Here is a 21,876-nt window from a genome sequence, read left to right on the forward strand (position 1 = left end):
AACGGGATGGCTGGGGAAACGCCAGAAAGGCAGGCCCTCCGCACGCAGATGCGGACGGTAAGCGCCCGCCATGTGCCGTCCCGCACCAAAGAGCAATGCCACGGCAGGAATGCGAGGCGAGGCGCCGCCCGCGCGGGCTTGCGCCGCGGCGTTTCCGTGCGAAGAGGACGATACGTGACGGCCTCCTCACGCGCCTGCCCGCCGGATCGTCCCTCACAGCGCCGAAACCGTTCTCCGATGCCGCACCCCACCGCCGCGAATTCGTCGGCCACGGCTTGGCCGGGCGCCCGGAATGCCGATGGAGCGTGATCCCGTCCTGTTCGCCTGGGCCTCGTCCCCGCGTCGGCACGCGGCGGCGCTCGGGCTGGCGGTGGGCCTCGGCGGACCGCTGGCGCTGTTCGTGCTGCTGTGCCTGCGCGACCTGATCGCGGTACTGACCCGCAGCAGCCCGGACTTCCTGCCCTTCCTGCGGATCGCCCTGCCGCTGCCGGGCCATCACGGCGACGAAGCGCCGATCCTGTTCCAAGGGTGGAGCCTGCCACCGACGGAACTGCCGCTGATCGCGCTGACCTCGCTCGCCGCCGCGGCCCTGCTGCTGGCCGCCCTGGGGGCCGCGGTCGCGTATCTCTGCTTCTCCGTTCAGGCCCGGGCCACGGCGCGGCTGCGGGCGCGGGCCACCGAAGCGATCCTCGCCTCGCCGCCCGGTGCCCGTGAGGATCTCCGGGCGCTGCCCGGCCTCGTCGGCCAAGCCCTGGCGCGGATGGGTCCGCTCTCGGCGGTCGGCATCGTCGTGCCCGGCCTGACGCTCGCGGCGATCCTGCTCGCCCTCGTCATGGCGGAACTGGCCGCCCCGCGCCTCGTACCGGTGATTGCGCTGTTGCTCGCCGCCGTCGGGCTCGCCCGGGTTCTGCTCGCCAGCCGCACCGCCGCCCGGCACAGCCTGCGCCAGGCCGACACCGCCGCGACGGAGACGGGCCTGCGCGACCTGATCCGGCGGATGCCGGCGGTGCGCGCCCATGGCGCGGCGGCGTTCGAACGCCGTCGCCTCGGACTTCGGGCGCGGGCGGCGCGCAGCGCGCTGGTGCGGGCGGAGGCCCGGCTCGCCTATGCGCGGGCCCCGGCACTCGCCCTCGTCGTGATCCTGCCCGCGCTCCTCGTCGCCACCGCCCTGTGGCAGGGCGAGGCCGCGACCGAGGCCGACAACGTCCTACCCGGAGCGCTGGTCGCCGCAGCCGGTGCCTTTACGCTGGCGGCAACCCTCGTCGCGATCAGCCTGCGGCTGTGGAGCCAGCACCGGGCGGTCGCCCCCCTGTTCCGTTCCATCGCCGAGACGCTGGACGCCCTGAGCCCCCGCCTGCCGGGGAACCGTTCGCGGAGCGCGGCCCCATTCCCGAAGACGGGCGCCCTGGTCGCCAAGGGCGTCGGCGCCTACGATCCCGGCAGCGGCGAGCGACTGACGGGCGTCGATCTCGCCCTACCGATGCCGGCGCATGTGGCGATCGTGGGTCACCGCGGCAGCGGATCGCGGGCGCTTGCCGCCCTGCTCGCCGGGCAGATCGAGCCCACCGCCGGCGCGGTCACCTATGGCGGCACCGACCTGCGCGCCTTCGACTCCGCCGAGCGCGCCCGCCGGATCGCGCTAGCCGGCTCGGAGGCGATCCTGATCGAGGGGACGCTGCGCCAGAACCTGCTCTACGGCGCCCGCAGCGGCGACCGCGAAGCCTCGGGGCTGGCCGAGCGCATCGCCATCCTCAAGCTCACCGGGCTCGACGCCTTCGTCTACGAGCGGGGCCTCGAGGCCTCCGTCGACCCGGAAGACGATCCCGCTACGGCGGAAGCGGTCGTCGCCGCCCGCTGGGCGGTGCGCGATGCGCTGGCGAGCGAGGGCATGGCTCGGCTCGTCGAGCCGTTCGACCCGGCCCGCTACAACCATCAGGCCGATATCGGCGAGAACATCCTGTTCGGCGAGGCGGTGAGCCCGGCCTTCACGCAAGCGCGGCTCGCGGCGCATCCCTACCTGCGTGCCGTGCTGGAAGCGGAGGATCTCACCCGCAGCCTGGTCGATGTCGGGCTCCAGGTCGCCCGCTCCACCGTCGAGATTTTTTCGGATTTGCCAGACGACCACCCTCTGTTCGAGAGCTTCTCGTTGTTCCCGGCGGCCGAGCGGGGTTATTTCGAGGATCTGGTCGCGCGCCTGCCCGAGGCCCGAGGTTTCCGCCGCGGTCCGGCCGGGCACCGCGACCGCGAGCGGCTGATCGGGCTGGCGCTCCGTTACAGCGAGACGCGCCACCGCTTCGGTCTGATCGACGAGGCGCTGGAACAGCGTCTGGTCGCCGCCCGCCATTCCTTCGCGGCGATGCTGCCACCGCGCTACCGCGAGAAGGTCGAGTTCTACGATCCCGCCCGGCTCACCGCCGCCGCGAGCCTGGAGGAGAACCTGCTGTTCGGGCGCATCACCCAAGGTGAGGCGGGCGCCGAGGGGCGGGTGCGCGCTCTGGTGCGCCGGGTACTCGCCGAGCAGGGGCTGGAGCCCACCGTCTACCGGCTCGGCCTCGCAGCGCGGATCGAGGCCGGCGTGGCGGTGGCGGGCCAAGGCCAGCGCGCGGTGCTGGGGGAGGGCGCCATCGGCCCGCGCGAGCGGGTGGCGATCGAGTTCGTGCGCTGCCTCGTGCGCCGTCCGGACATCCTCGTGGTCGGACTCTCACTCGACGACCGCAAGCCCGACGAGATCACCGCCCGCATCGAGCGCCTGCGGGCGCTGCGCGCCGGGGCCGCGCTGATCGTCTGCCTGCCCGACGAGGACACCCTCAACCGGCAGTCGCCGTTCGACGCGGTGCTGCGGGTGGAGCGCAACACGGTGGTCACTCATGCGTCCCGGGAAACCGAGCCGGTCACGGCCTGAGCGATCTCCAAATCCGCCATCCCGAAGGGATCAACCGGATTTGGAATGACCGCTTCCGTTTCCCGCAAAACCGCCTCAAAGCTTGGGCACGATCCGGTTTTCGTCGCCCGCAGGCACCACCGGTCGGCCCTGGCCTCGATCGAGACGGTGCATGCCTCCCCCGAACCGCTCTCGAGGCTCTGTGAGATCCTTCCTCAGAACCCTGATTCCGGGGCTGGTCGGGGTGTCGATCCTCACGGCGTCGAACACGCTCGCACGGGCCGACAAGGCGAACGCGCCGATCCCGGCCGCGACCCTGGCGCTGATGGCCGCGCGCGGCACCAACGCCGCCTCGCCGATCGTGCTGCGCGCCTACAAGAAGGAATCCGAGATCGAGGTCTGGAAGCGCAACGCCGCCGGGCGCTACGTGCCGATCAAGACCTATCCGATCTGCCGCTGGTCCGGGCAGCTCGGGCCGAAGACCAAGAGCGGCGACCGGCAGACGCCGGAGGGGTTCTACACGGTGGCGAAAAGCCAGATGAACCCGAACTCGCGCTATTACCTCTCCTTCGACGTCGGCTACCCCAACGCCTTCGACCGGGCGCACGGCTCCACCGGCTCGGCGGTGATGGTGCACGGCGTCTGCTCGTCGATGGGCTGCTTTGCCATGACGGATACGGTGGCGGGCGAGCTGTTCTCGATCGCCCGCGAGGCGTTCGCCGGGGGGCAGGGCGCGTTCCAGTTCCAGTCCTTCCCGTTCCGGATGACCGCCGCGAACATGGCCCGGCACCGGACCGACCCGAACATCGCCTTCTGGCGCCAGTTGAAGGAAGGCTCGGACCGCTTCGAGGCGACCGGCGAGGAGCCGGCCGTGAGCGTCACCGCCGGCCGCTACACCTTTGCGCCCTCGCGCGATCCGGCCAAGGAGACGGCGTTCACCGCCCTGCACAAGGACGAGACCGACCGCATCGCCGCCCTGGTGGAGGAGGGCGCGGCGGCCGTGCGCACGACCTACTCCGACGGCGGCCAGCACGCCTTCTGGGCGGCGCGGATCCTTCAGGGTCATCCGGTGGGCGACATCAGCCGGCCGGAGGCGCTGGCCTATGCCGGCCAGGAGGTCGTGCTGATCCCCGCCCGCCGCAGGGCGCCGCCCCCGCCGCCCGTTCCCGAGGCCGTATGGGCCGCCTGGATCGGCATGGACAGCCCGTCGCTCACCGTGCGGACCGCTGGGTTCGTGCCGCCCTACGTCGCCGCGACGGCACGCATCGCGGCGCCGGTCACGCGCTACGCGCAGACGTGGCCGAGTCTCGCCCGCGCGGCGATCGAGGGTGCGCTGCCGCCGCCGGATTTCACCCAAACACAGCCTTTGATTGAAAAACTGGCCCAGCGCTGACACGGTACTGACTTGGACCCACTCAAAACGGCGTGTGCGAGCACGCACACAAACCCGAATGGCGGGCCCCCATCTGAGCGCTGTACAGTCGGAGCCTGAAGAGGGGCCGAAGAACAGCCGCGGATCCATGCGCGGATGCGCGCGGCGGCACCGCTAACACCAGCGAAAGCCAGGCCCGAGGCTTGGCATTGGTACCGATCCATGACCCTGCCATATCCAGCCGAGGACGATTCCCTCGTCCTGCGTTTCTGGGGCGTCCGCGGCTCCACGCCGGTCAGCGGCCCGGAAACCGCCGAGTTCGGCGGCAACACGCCGTGCCTGGAGATCCGCTGCGGGGAACGTCTGTTTGTGATCGATGCCGGCTCGGGCCTGGGCGCCTTCGGGCGCAACTGCCGCGAGAGCCTGCCGCAGGATATCGACCTGCTGTTCAGCCACCTGCATCTCGACCACACGGCGGGTCTGCCGTTCTTCAAGCCGGCGGTGCTGGACGGCACCCGCACGATCCACACCTATTGCGGCAACCTCGATGGAGCCAGCGCCGAGGAGGCCCTCGGTCGGCTGTTCTCGCCGCCGCTCTTCCCCGTCACGCTCGACGTGCTGCCCTGCAGCTTCGCGCATCACGGTTTCCGGGCGGGCGAGTCGCTTACCTTCGCCGACGGCATCCGGGTCGACACGATTCTGCTCGACCACCCGCAGGGATCGACCGGTTACCGCTTCGACCACGGCGGCAAGCGGCTCTGCGTCATCAGCGACATCGAGCACGGCGCGAACTGGCCTGATCCGGACCTGTGCCGCTTCGTCGAGGGGGCCGACCTCCTCGTCTACGACGGCATGTTCACCGAAGGCGAGTATCCCTGCTGCAAGGGCTGGGGCCACTCGACCTGGCAGAAGGGCGTGGAGCTGGCGAAGGGCGCGGGCGCCAAGGCGCTCGCCATCATCCACCTGCATCCGTGCCATTCGGACGTGCAGTTGCGCGCGGTCGAGGCCGAGATGCAGGCCGAGATGCCCACCGCCTTCATCGCCCGCGAACGGCAGTCGATCGAGGTCGGCCGGCCGCTCGTGGGCCTTGCCGAGACGCCGGTGCTGGCGCTGGCCCGCCGGGCCTGAGGCGGCCGGGCACCGCTGATCTCAGCGTCGTTCCGCCATCCCGAGGCGAAGTCGGAACGGCGCTACGCTGTCGGAAGCATGCGCTGACCGACAGGCGCGGCCCCTCGCCCAAGCGGGAGAGCGGCCGCACTCAGTCTCCTTACAGAGCCGTCGTCGCGTTCGCCCCTTCCTCGCGGCCGATGCGGCTGTGCTTGCGGCTCCAGGCGAAGTAGATCACGAGGCCGATCGCCAGCCAGATCAGGAGGCGCAGCCACGTGTCGCCGTCGAGCGAGAGCATCATGCCGAGGCAGAAGAGGGCGCCGAGGATCGGCACGAACGGCACCAGCGGCGTGCGGTAGGCGCGCGGAGCGTCGGGCTGGGTGCGGCGCAAGATGACGACCCCGGCGCAGACGAGGATGAAGGCGAGCAGCGTGCCGATGCTGGTCATATGGCCGAGCTGCGAGATCGGCAGGAAGCCGCCGAGCGCGCTGGTGAACACCATGAAGAACAGGTTCGAGCGGTAGGGCGTCTTCCACTTCGGATGGATCGCCGAGAAGAAGCCCGGCAGCAGCCGGTCCTTCGACATGGAGTAGAACACCCGGCTCTGGCCGAGCAGCAGCACGAGGATCACGGTCGAGAAGCCGCAGATCACGCCGAAGGTGACGAGGCTTTTCAGCCACGGAAACGGCGTCGCGGCGATCGCCGTGTTCACCGGGGCGGCGTCACCCCGCATGGCGTCGTAGTGGACGAGGCCGGTCAGCACGCCCGCGAACGCGATGTAGAGCACCGTGCAGATCGCCAGCGATCCGAGGATGCCGATCATCATGTTGCGCTGGGGGTTCTTAGCCTCCTGCGCCGCGGTCGAGACCGCGTCGAAGCCGACATAGGCGAAGAACACCACGCCGGCCGCCCGCATCACGCCGCTCCAGCCATACTCGCCGAAGGTGCCGGTGTTCGGCGGCAGGAAGGGGTCGTAGTTCTGCGCCTTCACGTAGAACAGGCCGACCCCGATCACGATGGCCACGACGGCGAGCTTGAGCAGCACCACCGCGCCGTTGACGCGGGCCGATTCCCGGATGCCGACGATGAGCAGGGCCGAGGCCGCGACCACGATCAGCATTGCCGGCAGGTTCACGAGGCCGTGCGCCACGCTGCCGTCGGCAAGCTGGTAGGCCTCGAAGGGCGAGTGCACGAGCGAGCCCGGCAGGTTGATGCCGAGCGTGTCGCGCATGAAGCGGGTGACGTAACGCGACCAGCTCACCGAGACGGTGGCGGCTCCGACCGCGTATTCGAGCACGAGATCCCAGCCGATGATCCAGGCGATGAACTCGCCCATCGTGGCGTAGGTGTAGGTGTAGGCCGAGCCGGCGACCGGGATCATGCCGGCGAGCTCGCTGTAGCACATGCCGGCGAGCGCGCAGCCGATTGCGGCGATGGCGAAGGAGAGCGTCACCGCCGGGCCGGCATGCTCGGCCGCGGCGATGCCGGTGAGCGAGAACAGGCCCGCTCCGATCACCGCACCGATGCCGAGGCCGATCAGGCTCCAGGGGCCGAGATGGCGTTCCAGCTTGTCCTCGCCGGATTCAGCATCGGCATTGAGCCGTTCCAGCGTCTTGATCCTGAAAAGATCACTCGCCAAGCCTGACGCCATGTCCGCCCCACCCCTCGTATCGGCCGAGCTCCTCTGACGGAGCGGCCGAATTCTGACACAGATGAATCGTGAAACCGATGCGGGCGCAACGGCCCGGGACGACATTGCGGTGCAAGGACCCGGCCAAGCTGTTACGCGAGGGGGGACGCGCGCAGCTCCGAGGCCGCACTCCCGGCTCAAGGCACCCCAGTCAGAGCGCCCAAGTCAGGTCCCGATAGGCGCCGTCCCAGAACCCGTATTCGAGACGGGTCGCGTGAGTGTAGGCCGCGTGCATGCGGGCGCGCAGCGCCGGGGAGGCCTCGGCGGCGGCCTCGTCGGTGGCGGCGATCATCGCGGCCACCGCCTCGCCGAACTCCTCACCGGCATAGGTGTCGATCCAGGCCCGATAGGGATTGTCGGACTTTGCGCGGGAGAAGATGTCGCGGCCGACTTCGGCATAGATCCAGAAACAGGGCAGCAGCGCGCCGAGTACGACTTCGTAGGGTTCGGCATAGGCCGTCGCGAGCAGCCACGCGACGTAGTGGTCGCAGGCCGGCGAGAGGGGGGTTGCGGCAAACGACCCGGCGTCGATACCGTATTCTTGGAAGAAGCCGCCATGCAGCGCGCGCTCGACCACGATTGCGGTCTCGGCGCCGCGGGCGAACTGCACGATCCGGTCGGGATGCGGCGCCTTGGCTGCGGCGAGCGCCAGCCCCCGGCCAAAACCGATGAGGTAATGCGCGTCCTGCACGATGTAGCGGCGGAAGCGTTCCGGGCTCAGGGAGCCGTCCGCCAGTTCCGCATTGAACGGCATCGTGCGGATCGCCTCGTAGGCCGCGAGATTGCGCGCCCAGGCTTCCTGCGAGAAGCGCCCGGCAGAGGGGATGTCGGCCAAGAACGGCGCTCCGTCTTTTGAAAGGGATCAGCCCTTTCGCTGGGCCTGGGTCACCGCGACGTGGATCAGTTCGGCCAGCGTGCGCACCCTGAGCTTCTGGCGCATCTGCGAGCAGGCGTTGGTGACGGTCTTGTAGCTCACCGAGAGGTCGGCGGCGATGGCGCCGTAGGACTTGCCCTGGGCGAGGCGGGCGAGGATCTGCTGCTCGCGCGGCGTGAGCTGGGTCTCCGGGGTGCGGCGCGGGTCGGCGCGCAGCATCGCCACCTCGGTGGCCAGCCGCCGGTCGAGATAGACCTCGCCCGCGCGCACCCGCTCGAAGGCCTGGAACAGCTCGTTCGAGGCGTGGTCCTTGAGCACGTAACCCAGCGCCCCGGCCTCCAGCGCCCGCGAGACGATGACGGGATCGTTGTGCATCGAGAACACGAGCACGCGAGTCTCGGGCTCGACGGCGCGCATGCGCCGGATCAGGGCGAGGCCGGCGAGCCCGCTGCCCTGGAAGGTCAGGTCGCAGATCACCACCGGCGGGCGCAGGCGGTGGAAGGCGCGGTAGCCGGAGACGACGCCGGTCGCCTCGACCACGGTCTCGATCCCGGCATCCTCCAGCACGCGGCGACAGCCTTGCAGGACGATCGGGTGATCGTCGATGACCAGAACCGGGACGGGTCCGCCCTTGCTCGACGCCGCTTTCATCACGGGGCTGCTGACCGGCGCGTTCATCTTACACGCATCACTCGGGTTGCGGCGCGGGCGGAGGCGGAACCTCGCTGCCGTCGCGCTCGGGATCGATCGGGAGGGTGATCCGGACAACGGTTCCGGAGGCGCCGTTGTCAAGAGACGCCGTGTCGAGATGGAAATGACCGCCGAGCGCCTCGACCCGCTCGCGCATCCCCGACAGGCCGAGGCCGACCCGGTGGCCGGGCGCGATGCCGGTGCCGTCATCCTCGACGCTCACCCGCAGAAGCGTCAGGCCGGCGGCATCGATCTCCTCCGTCGCACGGGCCCGGACGTGGCGGGCGGCGCCGTGGCGCACGGCGTTGGTGCTGCTCTCCTGGATACAGCGGAACACGGTGAGATCGACGATGTCGCCGTAGCCGCGGGCCAGCCCCTCGAAGTCACCATCGAAGGCGGTCTCGGGGTGGCGGCGCCGGAAGTCGCGCAGCAGCAGGTTGAGGCAATCCGTCAGCGGCACCTCGCCGAGCCCATGCGGGCGCAGGCGGTTGAGGAGGTCTCGGTTGAGGGTCTGAACCTGGCCGACGATGCTGCCGATGTCGCCGGCCCGCGCCGCGAGCCGGCCGCGGTCGATCTCGCCGGGGCTGGCGGCGAGCCGCGCGACGGAGGCCGCGTTGGCTTCCAGCGCGAACAGGCACGGGCCGAACTCGTCGTGGAGTTCGAGGGCGATGCGGGCGCGTTCGTCGTCCTGGGCCGTCAGGAGTTGGCGGTTGAGGCGGCCGTTGGCGGCCCGCGCCTCGGAGAGCGCCCCGGCCACGCGGTTGAAGCGCGCGGCGATCACCGCCAGCTCGCGGGAGGCGGGTGGATCGAGATGGGCGGTATAGTCGTGCCGCTCCAGCCGGGTCAGACCGTCCGCGAGGCGGCCGAGCGGCCGCAGGATGCGCCCAAGCGCTAGGGTGAGGGCGGCGAGCACCGCGAGGTTCACGATCAGGCTGGCCAGCGCCAGCGAGCGGGCATAGCCCCAGACCTCCTCGATCTCATCGAGAGGCTGGGTCGTGATCGCGGCGGTGCCGATCCGCTCGCCCTTCACGAGGATGGGCAGGTCGTGCTGGCGCGGTTCGGGGGCGATCAGCCGGACGAACCAGCGCGGCGCCGTGCGCTGCTCACGCCCCTGCTCGGAGGGGCCGAAGCCGACACGCTTGCCTTCTGCATCGAGGATCGTCACGCGGACGTGGCGCAGCGCCTGAAAGCGCAGGTCGAGGGTGTGGAGCACGCTCTCGGGGCTCGGGCTGCGCAGGGAGCGGATGGTGTCGGCCACCAGGGGCTCGACGGTGGCGAGGCTGGCTGCCATCTCGACCTGCACGGCGCTGCGCGCGGTCAGCACGATCACGCCGCAGGAGGCGAGGGCGGCCACGATATCGATGGCGAGCACGACGAGGATGAGCCGCGTGCGCGTCGGCCAGCCGGCCCAGAACGGCACGGCCGCGTCGGCAGCCCGATCCTGCGCCTTGTCGAGATTGGGATCGGCCACGGATTGCGCCATCATGGGCGTCGGGGAAGCTTGCGTCGCGGCGGGAATCGGCACGGGCCCTCGCGGTCGATCAGTCCGCCATACGCCGACACGAGCAGGCCGTATCCGGGACCATTCGGCAAGCCGCCATCGGATAAAAGTCTCAGATCTCTACTCTTTCGGCACGGCTGCACCGTGGCCGATCACCGGTTGAAAGTCCATGCCGGCGCCGCGCCACAGGGTCGCGCGGCACACTGATGTTTTTCTTATGATCGCCGACCGACACGCCGCACACCGCATCGGCCCGGTTACACGCTCCGTTAAGCCGGCTCCGCTAAGGTCGATCGCGAGAATTGATCGGGGTGAGACTTGTCCGGGGCGCGCCTGTCCCGTTCAGGCTCATCCGCCCCGGAGTTTCCGACAGATTCGTGTGGATGGACGACGCCTGAATTCTCAACAGGCCGCACCGGACATCTTGCCGCCGCATTGCCGAGGCCGTCTTGTTGCAGGGCTACAACGTGCAAGAGGCCGACCGCATGTCGGTGACGATCCATCCGTCCCAAACCCGGCCGGCCGAGAGCAAGGCTCCGGCTCGGCGCCGGCTGCCTCTCATCCTCGGTGCCGCGGGCGGGGGCACTGCCCTCCTCGTCTTTGCCGTGGGGGCTTTTGCGTTCTTCTCCGATCTCGCCGATCCCCGAAGCCGGCCGGCGCGAATCGCACCCGTCGCTTCGCAATGGCCCGACCTGAAGGACGGCGTTCCGGCACTGGCGCCGGCCGCCAGCGGTTTGCCGGAAGGGCGCCGGGCCAGCCTGCCGATCACTGAACCCGCTGCACCGGCCGCGCCACCGCCCGCGCCGGTGGCATCCGCAGCGCCGGACATCGCGCCGCCGGCCCGGGCGAACCTGCCGATCGAGCCCGCACCGACGGTTCCGGCCGCGGCCCGCACGGCGGCAGCGCTCGCCCCCGCCAAAGTCACGGTGCCGCTGCCTCCGAGCCGGAGCGAGATGGTGCAGGCGAAGACGGAGCAGCCGGCGCGTTTTGTATCGCTGCCTGCGAAGACGAAGCCCGAGATCACGAAAACCGAAGCCAAGGCCGAGGCAAGAGCCAAGACCGACAGCGCCAAGGCCGAGATTGCCAAGGCTGAACCCGCCAAGGCCGATCTCGGCCGGAAGCCCGCGCCGGTCGTCCGCGACCGCGCCACGGAAGCACGGCCGACGCAGACCGCTTCGGCGCAAGCACCTGCCGCGCGACCGGCGCAGGACGCAGCGGAAGAGCCGGAACTGCTCGGCGTCAAGATACCCGGCGGCCGTCAGATCCGCGACGGCTGGGATGCCGCCGTGAGCGGCCTGCTCGGCGACAAGTAAGTCCGTCGGCACGACGGCCCGGCTCGAACGAGCCGAACGCGACCTTCGACGCGTGCACACCCAAAATGGTCATCGTCGCCGGGGCGGCTTTCGTGCCCCGGCACCGTCGCGCGGCAGTTCAGCCGCCCCGGCCCGACTTGGTCGCCTCGCGGCGATGGCGCTGGGCACGGGGGCTCTTCGGTACCTTGGCGGCAGCCGGTCCATCCCCCTGCATCCGCTCGACGCGCACATCCGCGGGCCCGCGCCGGGCGAAGGACGCGGCGAAGTCGTCCGCGGCGCTGGCGCGAACCTCGAAGGTCGTCTCGTTGTCGAAGATCCGGATCGAGCCGATATCGCCGCGACCGATCTGTCCGCGGCGGGTCAGCATCGGCAGAAGCCGGCGCGGCTCGGCCCGGTCGCGGCGACCGAGATTGAGCCGGAACCACGCTGCCGGCTCGTCGTCACCGACCCGCGAAGCGCCGACCGGCACACCGCTGCGGGACTCCGGACGCCGGCTCGTCTCGTAGGCCGGATCGCTCACCTCCTCCGGCACGGGGATGCGCGAGCGGTAGAGCCGGGCGAAGGCCGCAGCGAGACGCTCGGGCGGGCAGCGCTCCATCAACGCCTCGGCCCATTCCCGCTCCCACTCGCGGTCCTCCTCCGTCTCGGGCTCGGCGAGCAGCGGATCGGACATCATCCGCTCGCGGTCGAGGATGCGGATCTCGTCCGCGTTCGGCGGGCCGCTCCAATCGGGGCTGACCTTGGCAATGGCGAACATCTGCTCGGCCCGCCGCCGCCGGGCCGGCGGCACCAGCACGACGCTGGTGCCTTTCCGGCCGGCGCGGCCGGTGCGGCCGGAGCGGTGCTGCATCACCTCGGCATCGTGCGGCAGGTCGGCGTGGATGACGAGGTCGAGCCCCGGCAGGTCGATGCCGCGGGCGGCGACGTCGGTGGCGACGCAGACGCGGGCACGGCCGTCGCGCAGGGCCTGGAGCGCGGCGTTGCGCTCGCCCTGACCGAGCTCGCCCGAGAGCGCCACGGCTGAGAAGCCGCGTTCGGTCAGCGAGGCCTGGAGATGGCGCACGCCGTCACGGGTGTTGCAGAACACGATCGCGACCGGTGCATCGACGTAGCGCAGAATGTTGACGACGGCGTGCTCGACCTCCCGCGGCATCACGCGCACCGCGCGGTAGACGATGTCGGCATGGCCGCGGGTCTCGCCGGCGACCGCGAGGCGCAGGGCGTCGCGCTGATAGCTCTCGGCGAGCGCGACGATGGCTTTCGGCAGTGTCGCCGAGAACAGCAGGGTGCGCCGGTCCTTCGGGGTCGAGGCCAGGATGAATTCGAGATCCTCGCGAAAGCCCATGTCGAGCATTTCGTCCGCCTCGTCGAGGATGACGGCGCGAAGACCTTCGGTGACGAGCCGGCCGCGCTCCATGTGGTCGCGCAGGCGCCCCGGCGTGCCGACGACGATGTGGACGCCGGCCTCCAGCGCGCGGGCCTCGCGGCGCGGATCCATGCCGCCTACGCAAGGGACGATGCGCGCGCCGGTCTGCGCGTAGAGCCAGGTCAGCTCCCGCTGCACCTGGAGTGCCAGCTCACGGGTCGGAGCGATAACGAGCGCCAGAGGCGCGCCGGGCGGCGGCAGCGCCTCGTCCTCGCCGAGCAGCGTACCGGAGATGGCGAGACCGAAGGCAACGGTCTTGCCCGATCCGGTCTGAGCCGAAACGAGCAGGTCGCGCTCGGGGACGGCATCGAGCACCGCCTGCTGGACGGGTGTCGGCTCGGCATAGTTGCGCTCGGTGAGCGCCCGCGCCAGGGGGGAGGGCAGAGTCGGAAATGGCAAGGGAGATGCGCCTTAAGGGTCGGCGAATTCGGACCGGCAATCATCGGCCGGATCGGAATCGGACGCCGCTTCTAACCCTATTTAGACGCGCCGACCACTACGCCGGCCGCGCGGGGGCGTTGCGCGGGGGCCGGGGCGGGCGCTTTCCAATTCACGGGCCGTGCGGTTGCTCCGCCTCGATCCCGCCGTCGTCCGGCGGCGAAGGGGTTGCGGCCAATCGGACGGCGGGCACGTCGCCCTCGTCGTAGAGCCCCTGGCGGAACATCCAGGCGTAAGATTTGCGGACGATGTCGAGGGTCGCCTCGTCGTAGTAGGCGGCGGCGGCGCGACGTGCCGTGGTGTTGATGTGCGGCAACGCCTCCCCGTCCTGCAGGGTCACGCCCTGCAGAGCGGCAGCCAATCCGGTTTCGATTTCCTCCACCTTGACGATGGCGAGCTGTGGCAGGCTGAACGTTTCCTCGGTCCGATGGTAACTCTCGGTGTTCCACAAGTCGCAGGTGCCGTGCGTCTCCCAAACCCAATGTAGATAGGCATCAAAGGGCATTCTAGCAGCCTGGCGGACAGCTTCGAGAAGCACCGGACTGTTCAGATCTTCTGCGATCGTGTCGTACTGGAGATTTTGCCTGTAATGCTCGTAGACGGAAACTTCCCGGTCAAACGGGTTGCGCGTCATGACCAGCACGCGCTTGAATGCGGAAGGCGGCTGCGCAAGAACGCCGCAGGCATAGCCGACGGAGAGCGACAAGGTGGGGTGATTGCTGCCCAATGTTTTTATGTAGGCCGTTTGCACCTCCGGCAACACCGACCTCAGGTATCGAAGGATCGAGGTTCCAGCCGTCTTCGGATTGTGAACGAAGAGCAGTTCGCGATTGAATAAGATCATTCGAAAAACCGAAATCCTCTCACGTGCCCCAACCATGTCCAGGTCGCGCCTGCGGGATCCTTGAGCGGGCCGCGACCGGTTGCAGAGCCGGCCCGCCGAGCGGAGGACGGTACCCTTTGGGTGCGAACACAATTGTATCGAAGGCCGCATCGGCTGCAATCCCGGCCCCTGCGCCGCCCGCCGGATGCGCCGGGACGAACAGCGGGATCGATATCACGGCGACGCAGTGCCGAACGGAGGCCGAGCATGACGACAGCGACGGTTCACCCGGCCGAGAGCGGGTTACTCGATTTCGTCGTTGCGGGCGCGCAGAAATGCGGGACCACGACTCTGTATGCCTACCTCGATGGGCATCCCAGCGTCAGCATGGCGAATCCGAAGGAAACGCACTTTTTCGATACGGAAACCACCGACTGGTCGAGGCCCGACTATGCGCGCCTTCATTCCCTCGTTCCACCCGGCGGAACGATCTCGGGAGAAGCCACGCCGGTCACGCTCTACTGGCTACCAGCGCATGAGCGGCTTCGCGCCTACAATCCCCATCTCAAGATCATCCTGCTGTTTCGCGATCCGATCGACCGCGCCTATTCCAACTGGCGCATGGTCCGGCGCTTTTCGGAAGCGGGCGTCACGGTCGGGGGGCAAGCCGTGGAGACGCTGCCGTTCGGAGTGGCCATACGCGACGGCCGGCGCCGGATGGCCGAGCATGTCGAGGTTCCTGGCCTCAACCGGTGGTGGGCCTATGTGGAGCGCGGCCTCTACGCCGAGCAGGTGCGTCACTTCCGGCGTTTCTTCCCGGCGGAGCAGTTCCTGCTTCTGAACTTCGACGACATCCGCAACGATCCGAGTGCCCTGCTGGCACGCGTCGCCGGGTTCCTCGACATCGATCCGGATCGTTTCACCACGGAGCGGCTCACCGAGAACCTCGGCGGTGATCGTGAGGACGAGGGACCGGACGAGGACGACATCCGGTATCTGTCCGAAATCTACAGGGACGATCTCGTCGCGTTCCAAGCGATGTCGGGGCTGGATCTCTCGACGTGGCGGACGTGGCGCGCCGTCCGGGGCTGAAGGGTCGTCAGGGCCCGGCATCGCTCCGTCGAACGGACGGCCTTGCGCCGCGCTCCTCCACCAGGGCGACGATGTCGTCCCAGCGCGAGAGGAAGGCGGCGACGCAGGCCGGGTCGAAATGCCGGCCCGCCTCCGCCTCGACATGCGCGCGCGCCCGCTCAAGGGACCAAGCGGGCTTGTAGCTGCGCGCGGAGATCAGCGCGTCGAACACGTCGGCCACCGCGACGATCCGGCCGGAGCGGGGAATCTCCTCGCCCCTGAGGCCGCGGGGATAGCCGGTGCCGTCCCAGCGCTCATGGTGGGTGAGGGCGATCTCGGCGGCAATCTGGAGCAGGCGCGACGGGCTGTCGTGCAGCATGTGGTAGCCGCGCAGCGCGTGCTGGCGCATCTCCTCCCACTCGTCGGGGGTGAGGGGACCGGCCTTCATCAGGATGTGGTCGGGGACCGCAATCTTGCCGATGTCGTGCATGGTCGAAGCCAAAGCCACGTCGTCGGCCTCCGCCGACGACAGACCGAGCCCCTCGGCCACGGCGATGACGCAGCCGGCCACGTGGGTGAGATGGTCACCGGCGTTATCGTCGCGAAACTCGGCTGCCAGCATCAGGCGGCGGATCAACTCGCGCTCGCGCGCCGTGGCTTCGGCCACCGCCCGCGCCGCATCGCGCCGCATGGCACGCGCCCGGTCGTCGCTCTCCCGGCGCGCCAGGGCGAGTTCGATCAGAACAGCGACCCGGTCCTGCAATTCGAGGGCGTCGAAGGGCTTGGACAGCACGTCGGTGGCGCCGGCCTCGCGGCCGATCCGGCGCAGGCTCCGAGCATCGCCGCCGGCCACCAGCAGGACCGGCGTCCGGACGAGGCTCTCGCGCTCCCGCAGGGCGCGGATCAGGGCCGGAGCGTCGAAGCGTTCGGGCTCGGCCTCCAGCACGATCACCTCAGGGTCCTCGGCGATCAGGTCGTCGATCACACGGCTCGACACCGCGAGGATGCAGGCGCTGCAGGGCTGCCCGCGCAAAGCGAGGACGAGGGGAGCCGGGGTTCGCGCCGCCACGATGGCGACCACCGTGTTCCGGCTTCGCTCCCCGCTTCCTTGCGCGCCGCCCGTCATCGCGTCATCCACGGCGATCCCGGCATGGCCCGCCGCCCGCCGACTCCCGATCGCTGCCCCCCTGCGTGCCAGAATATGGTTAACCGGGATTTGAGATGGCGTGACCGACTTGCGCGTGCCCAGGCCTCCTGCGCAAACCGGCCGCCTCGGTCGGAGACGGCACGGGTCCGACGCGTCGCCCCGGCCGGCCCGAAAACCAGGCGCCACTTTTCAGACCGGCGCGCTAGATTCCCGGCATGACCGACGCCTTCCCCCTCGATCCGCGGCTCGCCGCCGATACCCACCCCGTGGGCGATCTCGCCCTCTGCTCCGTTCTGCTGATGGACGATGCACGCTTTCCTTGGCTGATCCTGGTGCCGCGGCGGCCGGGCTTGAGCGAACTCACCGACCTCACGCCGGAGGATGCAAGCCTCGCCTTCGAGGAGACGCGTATCGCGGTCAGGGTCATGCAGGCGCTCGCTCAACCGGACAAGGTCAACGTCGCAAGCCTCGGCAACGTGGTGGCGCAGCTCCACATCCACGTCGTGGCCCGGTTCCGCTCGGACCCGGCCTGGCCCAGGCCGGTCTGGGGCGTCGGCGAGCGCAGGCCCTATCCGCCGCATGCCCGCGCCGCTCTGCTCGAACGGGCCGCCGCCCTGTTCGTGGCCGCGTGAGGCGACCCGCATGACAGGCGCGCCCACCACGCCCGGCCGGGATGCCCTCGCCTATGCCGCGAGCCGTCTCGTGCGCCACTCCGCCGAATTCGGCCCGGCCCCCGAGCTGGAGCAAGCCGGGCCGGACGCCCGCCTCGTGCTGATGGCGGGCGAGACGGTGATCCTGCGCGCCGCCCCGGCGGAGACCGGAACGGCCCTTCTCACGCCCGACGAGGCCGGGCGGGCGGGGGAGCGCGCCATCGAAATCTACCTCGGACGGGTCGAGGGGCGTCCGGTCTTCGCCGGCGCCGTCCCGGAGGAGGCAGCCCTCCTGTTCCCTGCACCCGGCCACCGCGCCCTCGATCTGCGGGCGCTCGCGGCAGAGGGCGCGGTGGCCCGCGAGGAGCAGGGGCTCATCGCCACCGCCAAGTCGGTGCTGGCTTGGCACGCCCGGCACCGCTTCTGCGCCAATTGCGGCAGCCCGACCACGGTCGCCGCCGGAGGCTTTCGCCGGGAATGCGGGACTTGCGGGCTGCACCACTTTCCGCGCACCGATCCCGTGGCGATCATGCTGGTGCGGCGGGGCGAGGCCTGCCTGCTCGGGCGCGGGCCGCATTTCAAGCCGGGGATGTATTCCTGCCTCGCCGGCTTCATCGAGCCCGGTGAGACGGTCGAGGCCGCCGTGCGCCGCGAGACTCACGAGGAGACCGGCGTCGCGGTCGGCGCCGTCGCCTATCACGCCTCGCAGCCCTGGCCGTTCCCAGCCTCGCTGATGATCGGATGCGTCGCCGAGGCGTTGTCGGAGGCGATCCGCACCGATCCCGACGAGCTGGACGATGCGCGCTGGTTCACCCGCGCCGAGGTGGCGCACATGATCGCGGGCACCCATCCCGAGGGCCTGTCCGTGCCGCCGGCCACCGCCATCGCCCACCTGCTGCTGCGCGACTGGGTCGAGGGTGTCATCGAGGGCGCCATCGGAGCCGCGCCGGACCCGGACGCGTGAGCCCGGCGCCGCCTGCGCTTCACGGACGCGAGCGGATGGTGTAGGCGCCCCCACTTGGCCGGGAAACCGGCCGAGGAATTGGCCGGGGAAGCCGGGCCCTGCGCGGCGGCCCGGCTCCGGGGGAACCGTGCCCCGGGCCTCAAGGCCGGACGTACCGCCGGGAGCGAGAACCATGACCGCCCGCATCGATGCCGCCTTCGCCCGCTGCCGCGCGGAAGGACGTGCCGCCCTCGTCACCTACGTGATGGCGGGCGATCCCGATCCGGAGACCTCGCTCAAGGTGCTCGAAGCCCTGCCGAAGGCCGGGGCCGACATCGTCGAGTTCGGCCTGCCCTTCACCGATCCCATGGCCGACGGACCGGCGATCCAGGCGGCGGGCCTGCGGGCGCTGAAGGTGGGCCAGGACCTGCACGGCACCCTCGCCCTCGTCCGCCGCTTCCGCGAGGGCGACGACCGGACGCCCGTGGTGCTGATGGGCTACTACAACCCGATCCATACCTACGGCGTGCCCCGCTTCCTGGAGGATGCGCGGGCGGCCGGCATCGACGGGCTGATCGTCGTCGATCTGCCGCCGGAGGAGGACGAGGAACTCTGCCTGCCGGCGCTCGCGAAGGGGATCGCCTTCATCCGCCTCGCGACCCCGACGACCGACGACAAGCGCCTGCCGGCGGTTCTCGCGAACACCGCGGGCTTCGTCTACTACGTGTCGATCACCGGCGTGACCGGCACGGCGACCCCCGATTTCGGACGGGTGTCGCAAGCGGTGGGCCGGATCGCGGCGCATACCGACCTGCCGGTGGTCGTCGGCTTCGGCGTGAAGACCGGCGCGCATGCCGCCGAGATCGCCCGCGGCGCCGACGGCGTGGTGGTGGGCTCGGCCCTCGTCGATGCGCTGGCCCGCAGCCTCGAACCCGGCGACCGGGCCGGGAACGGCACGGTGGAAGCGGTCGCCGCCCTGGTGCGCGAGCTGGCGCAGGGTGTCCGCAGCACCACCAAGGTGCCGGCCGGAGCCTGAACCCGACCGCAGTCGCCGCGAGGGGGATTCTTTCGGAGCCTACCGAGCGGGAGCTTCCCCTGGGATCGGGGCGGCGGCGATCCGATATCGTTGTGGCAAGAGTACGCGGTAGGACAGGGAGTCTGACGCCATGGTCGAGCCGATGAACTGGATCTCGGAGGTCGTACGGCCCCGGATCAAGACGCTGTTCAAGCGCGAGACGCCGGAGAACCTCTGGGTCAAGTGCCCCGACACGGGCCAGATGGTCTTCCATAAGGAAGTCGAGCAGAACCACTGGGTCATTCCCGGCTCCGAACACCACCTCAAGATGTCTTCCACGGCGCGTCTCAAGATGATGTTCGACGAGGGCACCTGGATCGACGTGCCGCTGCCCGAGGTTCCGACCGATCCGCTCAAGTTCCGCGACGAGAAGCGTTACGTCGACCGTCTCAAGGAGGCGCGGGCCAAGACCGGGATGCCCGACGCGTTCAAGATCGGCTTCGGCCGGGTCGGCAGCCTGCCGATGACGATCGCGGCCCAGGAATTCGGCTTCATGGCCGGCTCTCTCGGCATGGCCGGCGGCGAGGCCTTCGTCCGCGGCGCCGAGACCGCGCTCGAGAAGCGCACCCCTTACGTGTTGTTCGCGGCCTCCGGCGGCGCGCGGATGCAGGAGGGTATCCTCTCCCTGATGCAGATGCCCCGCACCACGGTCGCCGTGCGCCGGCTTCGGGCCGCGCGGCTGCCCTACATCGTGGTGCTGACGAACCCGACGACGGGGGGCGTCACCGCCTCCTACGCCATGCTCGGGGACGTGCATCTGGCCGAGCCCGGCGCGCTGATCTGCTTTGCCGGCCCCCGTGTCATCGAGCAGACGATCCGGGAGAAGCTGCCCGACGGCTTCCAGCGGGCGGAGTATCTGCGCGAGCACGGTATGGTCGATCAGGTCGTCCACCGGCACCAGCTCAAGGAGACGATCAGCCGGCTCTGCAGTTTGCTGATGGATGTGCGCCGGGACTCCGGCACCGCCTCCGAGCCGACCGCTCCCGAACCCGTGCCCAACGCGGCCTGAGCTCAATCCGCGACAGAAGGTCTCCGCGCGAGATGGAATCCTCCGACGCGTTGATGGCGCGCTTCCTCGCCCTGCATCCGCGCACGATCGACTTGTCGCTCGGGCGCATCGAGCGCCTGCTCGCGGCTCTGAAGCATCCCGAGCGGCGGCTGCCGCCGGTGATTCACGTCGCCGGCACCAACGGCAAGGGCTCGACCATCGCCTTCATGCGGGCGATCCTCGAGGCCGGTGGGCTGGCTGCGCACGTCTACACCTCGCCGCACCTCGTGCGCTTCCATGAGCGCATCCGCCTCGGCGGCATCGGCGGCGGCCATTACGTCGCCGAAGACCGGCTCGCCGACGCCTTCGCCCGCTGCGAGGCGGCCAACAAGGGCGATCCGATCACCGTGTTCGAGATCACCACGGCCGCCGCCCTGCTGTTGTTCTCCGAATGCCCCGCCGACGTGCTGCTGCTGGAAGTGGGCCTCGGCGGACGCGTCGACGCCACCAACGTCATCGACCACCCGGCCTGTGCCGTGGTCACCCCGATCGGGCGCGACCATGCCGAGTATCTCGGCGACACCGTCGAGGCGGTGGCGATGGAGAAGGCCGGCATCTTCAAGCGCGGCTGCCCGGCGGTGATCGCCGCCCAGGACTATGCCGGGGCCGATGCCGTCCTCTGCCGCCAGGCCGAGCGGGTCGGCGCGGTGCCGGTACGGATCGGCAACCAGGACTTCTCCGTTCACGAGGACAGCGGACGCTTCGTCTATCAGGACGAGATCGACCTGTTCGATCTGCCCCGCCCGCGCCTGGCCGGTCGCCACCAGCTCACCAATGCCGGCACCGCCATCGCGGCCCTGCGCGCGGCGGGCTTCGGCGACATCGGCACGGTGGCCCTCGAAGCCGGCCTGCGCAACGTCGATTGGCCGGGCCGGCTTCAGCGCCTCGTGCGTGGGGCGCTCGCCGAGCGGATGCCCAAGGACGCCGAGCTGTGGCTCGACGGCGGCCACAACGCCGATGGCGGGCGGATCCTCGCCGCCGCCATGGCCGATCTCGGCGAGCGCAGCGACGTGCCGCTGGTCCTGATCGTCGGGCTGCTCGGCACCAAGGATGCCGAAGGCTTCCTGAAGAACTTCGTCGGCCTTGCCCGCTCGCTGGTGGCGGTGCCGATCACCGGCCAGATGGCCGCGCGGCCCGCCGAGGAAGTGGCGGAGATCGCCCGTGAGGTCGGCCTGTCGGCCGAGGTCGCCCCGAGCGTCGAGGCGGCCCTGGCAGCCCTGTCGGACACGGTCTTCGAGCGCCCGCCGCGGGTCCTCATCTGCGGTTCGCTTTACCTCGCGGGCGCCGTGCTCGAAGCCAACGGCACGATCCCGGTCTGATACGGTTTCCTGTACCTGAGGGCTGGCCGTGCTTTGATACGGCCTGGGCGTCTGGCGATCTGACGGTTTCCGGGTCCGTCACGATGACACCGGCTTTGCCGTCGTGGCGCGACCGTCAAACGGCACGACCCCGGACGCCCTGTCTTGCGTATCCCGAACAGTCGGTTGGGTCCCGCTGCGGCGGGCCCCCGCGTACAGGACAGGATCCGCCATGCACAGCCTCGTACCGGTGGCCGGCATCGATGTCGGCAAGCACTTCCTCGACCTGGGGTTCCATCCCGCCGCCAACCCGCTCCGGTGTGACAACACCCCGGCCGGCATCGAACGCGTGATCGCCGCCCTGCTCCCGCGCGGCGTCCTGCGCGTCGCCCTGCAGGCGATCGGCCCGTATGCCCATCCAGGCACGGTCGCCCTGGCCGAGGCTGGCTTTGCGGTCGCCCTGGTCGCTCCGCGCCGGGTCCGGGCCTTCCGCACGGCGGAAGTATAGATCGCCAAGACCGATCGGCTG

The 21,876-nt window shown here is 70.1% G+C and carries 17 protein-coding genes and 1 pseudogene; 11 read left to right on the top strand and 7 right to left on the bottom strand.

Annotation, left to right across the window (positions count from 1 at the left end; all coding sequences use genetic code 11):
- Positions 1–298 precede the first annotated feature (298 nt).
- The 3 genes from MKK50_RS05115 to MKK50_RS05125 all read left to right on the top strand — a co-directional run bounded on the left by MKK50_RS05115 (position 299) and on the right by MKK50_RS05125 (position 5,381).
- Positions 299–2,902, top strand: coding sequence for an ATP-binding cassette domain-containing protein (locus MKK50_RS05115; RefSeq protein WP_499020859.1), 2,604 nt, complete (start codon positions 299–301; stop codon positions 2,900–2,902).
- A 181-nt stretch (positions 2,903–3,083) separates the two neighbouring features.
- Positions 3,084–4,274 (top strand): L,D-transpeptidase family protein, encoded by a 1,191-nt coding sequence (locus MKK50_RS05120; RefSeq protein WP_499020860.1) that lies wholly within the window; start codon positions 3,084–3,086, stop codon positions 4,272–4,274.
- A 201-nt stretch (positions 4,275–4,475) separates the two neighbouring features.
- Positions 4,476–5,381: an MBL fold metallo-hydrolase gene (locus MKK50_RS05125; RefSeq protein ID WP_253369069.1), complete on the top strand. Its 906-nt coding sequence runs from the start codon at positions 4,476–4,478 to the stop codon at positions 5,379–5,381.
- Positions 5,382–5,520: 139 nt separating this feature from the next.
- Here the strand turns inward: MKK50_RS05125 and MKK50_RS05130 are convergent, their stop codons facing one another.
- The 4 genes from MKK50_RS05130 to MKK50_RS05145 form a co-directional block, all read right to left on the bottom strand.
- A complete protein-coding gene (locus tag MKK50_RS05130; protein ID WP_499020861.1) occupies positions 5,521–7,011 on the bottom strand; it encodes an amino acid permease in 1,491 nt (496 codons plus the stop codon).
- A 190-nt stretch (positions 7,012–7,201) separates the two neighbouring features.
- Complete coding sequence (locus MKK50_RS05135; protein WP_499020863.1) at positions 7,202–7,885, bottom strand: TenA family protein; 684 nt, start codon at positions 7,883–7,885, stop codon at positions 7,202–7,204.
- A 27-nt stretch (positions 7,886–7,912) separates the two neighbouring features.
- The gene (locus MKK50_RS05140; protein WP_499020865.1) at positions 7,913–8,602 is read right to left on the bottom strand and encodes a response regulator transcription factor; all 690 of its coding nucleotides are present in this window, start codon (positions 8,600–8,602) and stop codon (positions 7,913–7,915) included.
- Positions 8,603–8,612: 10 nt separating this feature from the next.
- The gene (locus tag MKK50_RS05145; protein WP_499020867.1) at positions 8,613–10,097 is read right to left on the bottom strand and encodes an ATP-binding protein; all 1,485 of its coding nucleotides are present in this window, start codon (positions 10,095–10,097) and stop codon (positions 8,613–8,615) included.
- Positions 10,098–10,600: 503 nt separating this feature from the next.
- Between MKK50_RS05145 and MKK50_RS05150 the strand changes: the two genes are divergently transcribed.
- Positions 10,601–11,428, top strand: a complete 828-nt coding sequence (locus MKK50_RS05150) for a hypothetical protein (protein ID WP_499020889.1) — start codon at positions 10,601–10,603, stop codon at positions 11,426–11,428.
- Positions 11,429–11,546: 118 nt separating this feature from the next.
- On the opposite strand, the gene MKK50_RS05155 is transcribed toward MKK50_RS05150, so the two are convergent.
- Together MKK50_RS05155 and MKK50_RS05160 are read right to left on the bottom strand one after the other, a co-directional pair.
- Complete coding sequence (locus MKK50_RS05155) at positions 11,547–13,253, bottom strand: DEAD/DEAH box helicase (protein WP_499020869.1); 1,707 nt, start codon at positions 13,251–13,253, stop codon at positions 11,547–11,549.
- A gap of 151 nt (positions 13,254–13,404) precedes the next feature.
- Positions 13,405–14,136 (bottom strand): sulfotransferase family protein, encoded by a 732-nt coding sequence (locus tag MKK50_RS05160; RefSeq protein WP_253369078.1) that lies wholly within the window; start codon positions 14,134–14,136, stop codon positions 13,405–13,407.
- Between the two features lie 246 nt (positions 14,137–14,382).
- Here MKK50_RS05160 and MKK50_RS05165 point away from each other — a divergent pair, with 246 nt between their 5' ends.
- On the top strand, positions 14,383–15,207 hold the full coding sequence (locus tag MKK50_RS05165) for a sulfotransferase family protein (protein ID WP_499020871.1): 825 nt from the start codon (positions 14,383–14,385) through the stop codon (positions 15,205–15,207).
- 7 nt (positions 15,208–15,214) lie between these two features.
- Here MKK50_RS05165 and MKK50_RS05170 read toward each other — a convergent pair whose 3' ends face one another.
- A complete protein-coding gene (locus MKK50_RS05170) occupies positions 15,215–16,312 on the bottom strand; it encodes an HD-GYP domain-containing protein (RefSeq protein WP_499020872.1) in 1,098 nt (365 codons plus the stop codon).
- A 236-nt stretch (positions 16,313–16,548) separates the two neighbouring features.
- Here MKK50_RS05170 and MKK50_RS05175 point away from each other — a divergent pair, with 236 nt between their 5' ends.
- The 6 genes and pseudogenes from MKK50_RS05175 to MKK50_RS05200 all read left to right on the top strand — a co-directional run.
- Positions 16,549–16,965 (top strand): HIT domain-containing protein, encoded by a 417-nt coding sequence (locus MKK50_RS05175; protein ID WP_499020874.1) that lies wholly within the window; start codon positions 16,549–16,551, stop codon positions 16,963–16,965.
- 10 nt (positions 16,966–16,975) lie between these two features.
- Complete coding sequence (nudC, locus tag MKK50_RS05180) at positions 16,976–17,947, top strand: NAD(+) diphosphatase (RefSeq protein WP_499020875.1); 972 nt, start codon at positions 16,976–16,978, stop codon at positions 17,945–17,947.
- Between the two features lie 172 nt (positions 17,948–18,119).
- The gene (gene trpA, locus MKK50_RS05185; RefSeq protein WP_499020877.1) at positions 18,120–18,962 is read left to right on the top strand and encodes a tryptophan synthase subunit alpha; all 843 of its coding nucleotides are present in this window, start codon (positions 18,120–18,122) and stop codon (positions 18,960–18,962) included.
- 130 nt (positions 18,963–19,092) lie between these two features.
- Positions 19,093–20,010 carry an acetyl-CoA carboxylase, carboxyltransferase subunit beta gene (gene accD, locus MKK50_RS05190; protein ID WP_499020879.1) on the top strand — a complete coding sequence of 306 codons (918 nt, stop codon included), beginning with the start codon at positions 19,093–19,095 and terminating at the stop codon, positions 20,008–20,010.
- 32 nt (positions 20,011–20,042) lie between these two features.
- On the top strand, positions 20,043–21,368 hold the full coding sequence (locus MKK50_RS05195; protein ID WP_499020880.1) for a bifunctional folylpolyglutamate synthase/dihydrofolate synthase: 1,326 nt from the start codon (positions 20,043–20,045) through the stop codon (positions 21,366–21,368).
- A gap of 211 nt (positions 21,369–21,579) precedes the next feature.
- A pseudogene (locus MKK50_RS05200) lies at positions 21,580–21,852 on the top strand (IS110 family transposase); the annotation flags it as partial.
- Positions 21,853–21,876: the final 24 nt, after the last annotated feature.

The organism is Methylobacterium sp. J-043 (assembly GCF_022829505.1).
Classification (GTDB): Bacteria; Pseudomonadota; Alphaproteobacteria; order Rhizobiales; family Beijerinckiaceae; genus Methylobacterium; species Methylobacterium extorquens_A.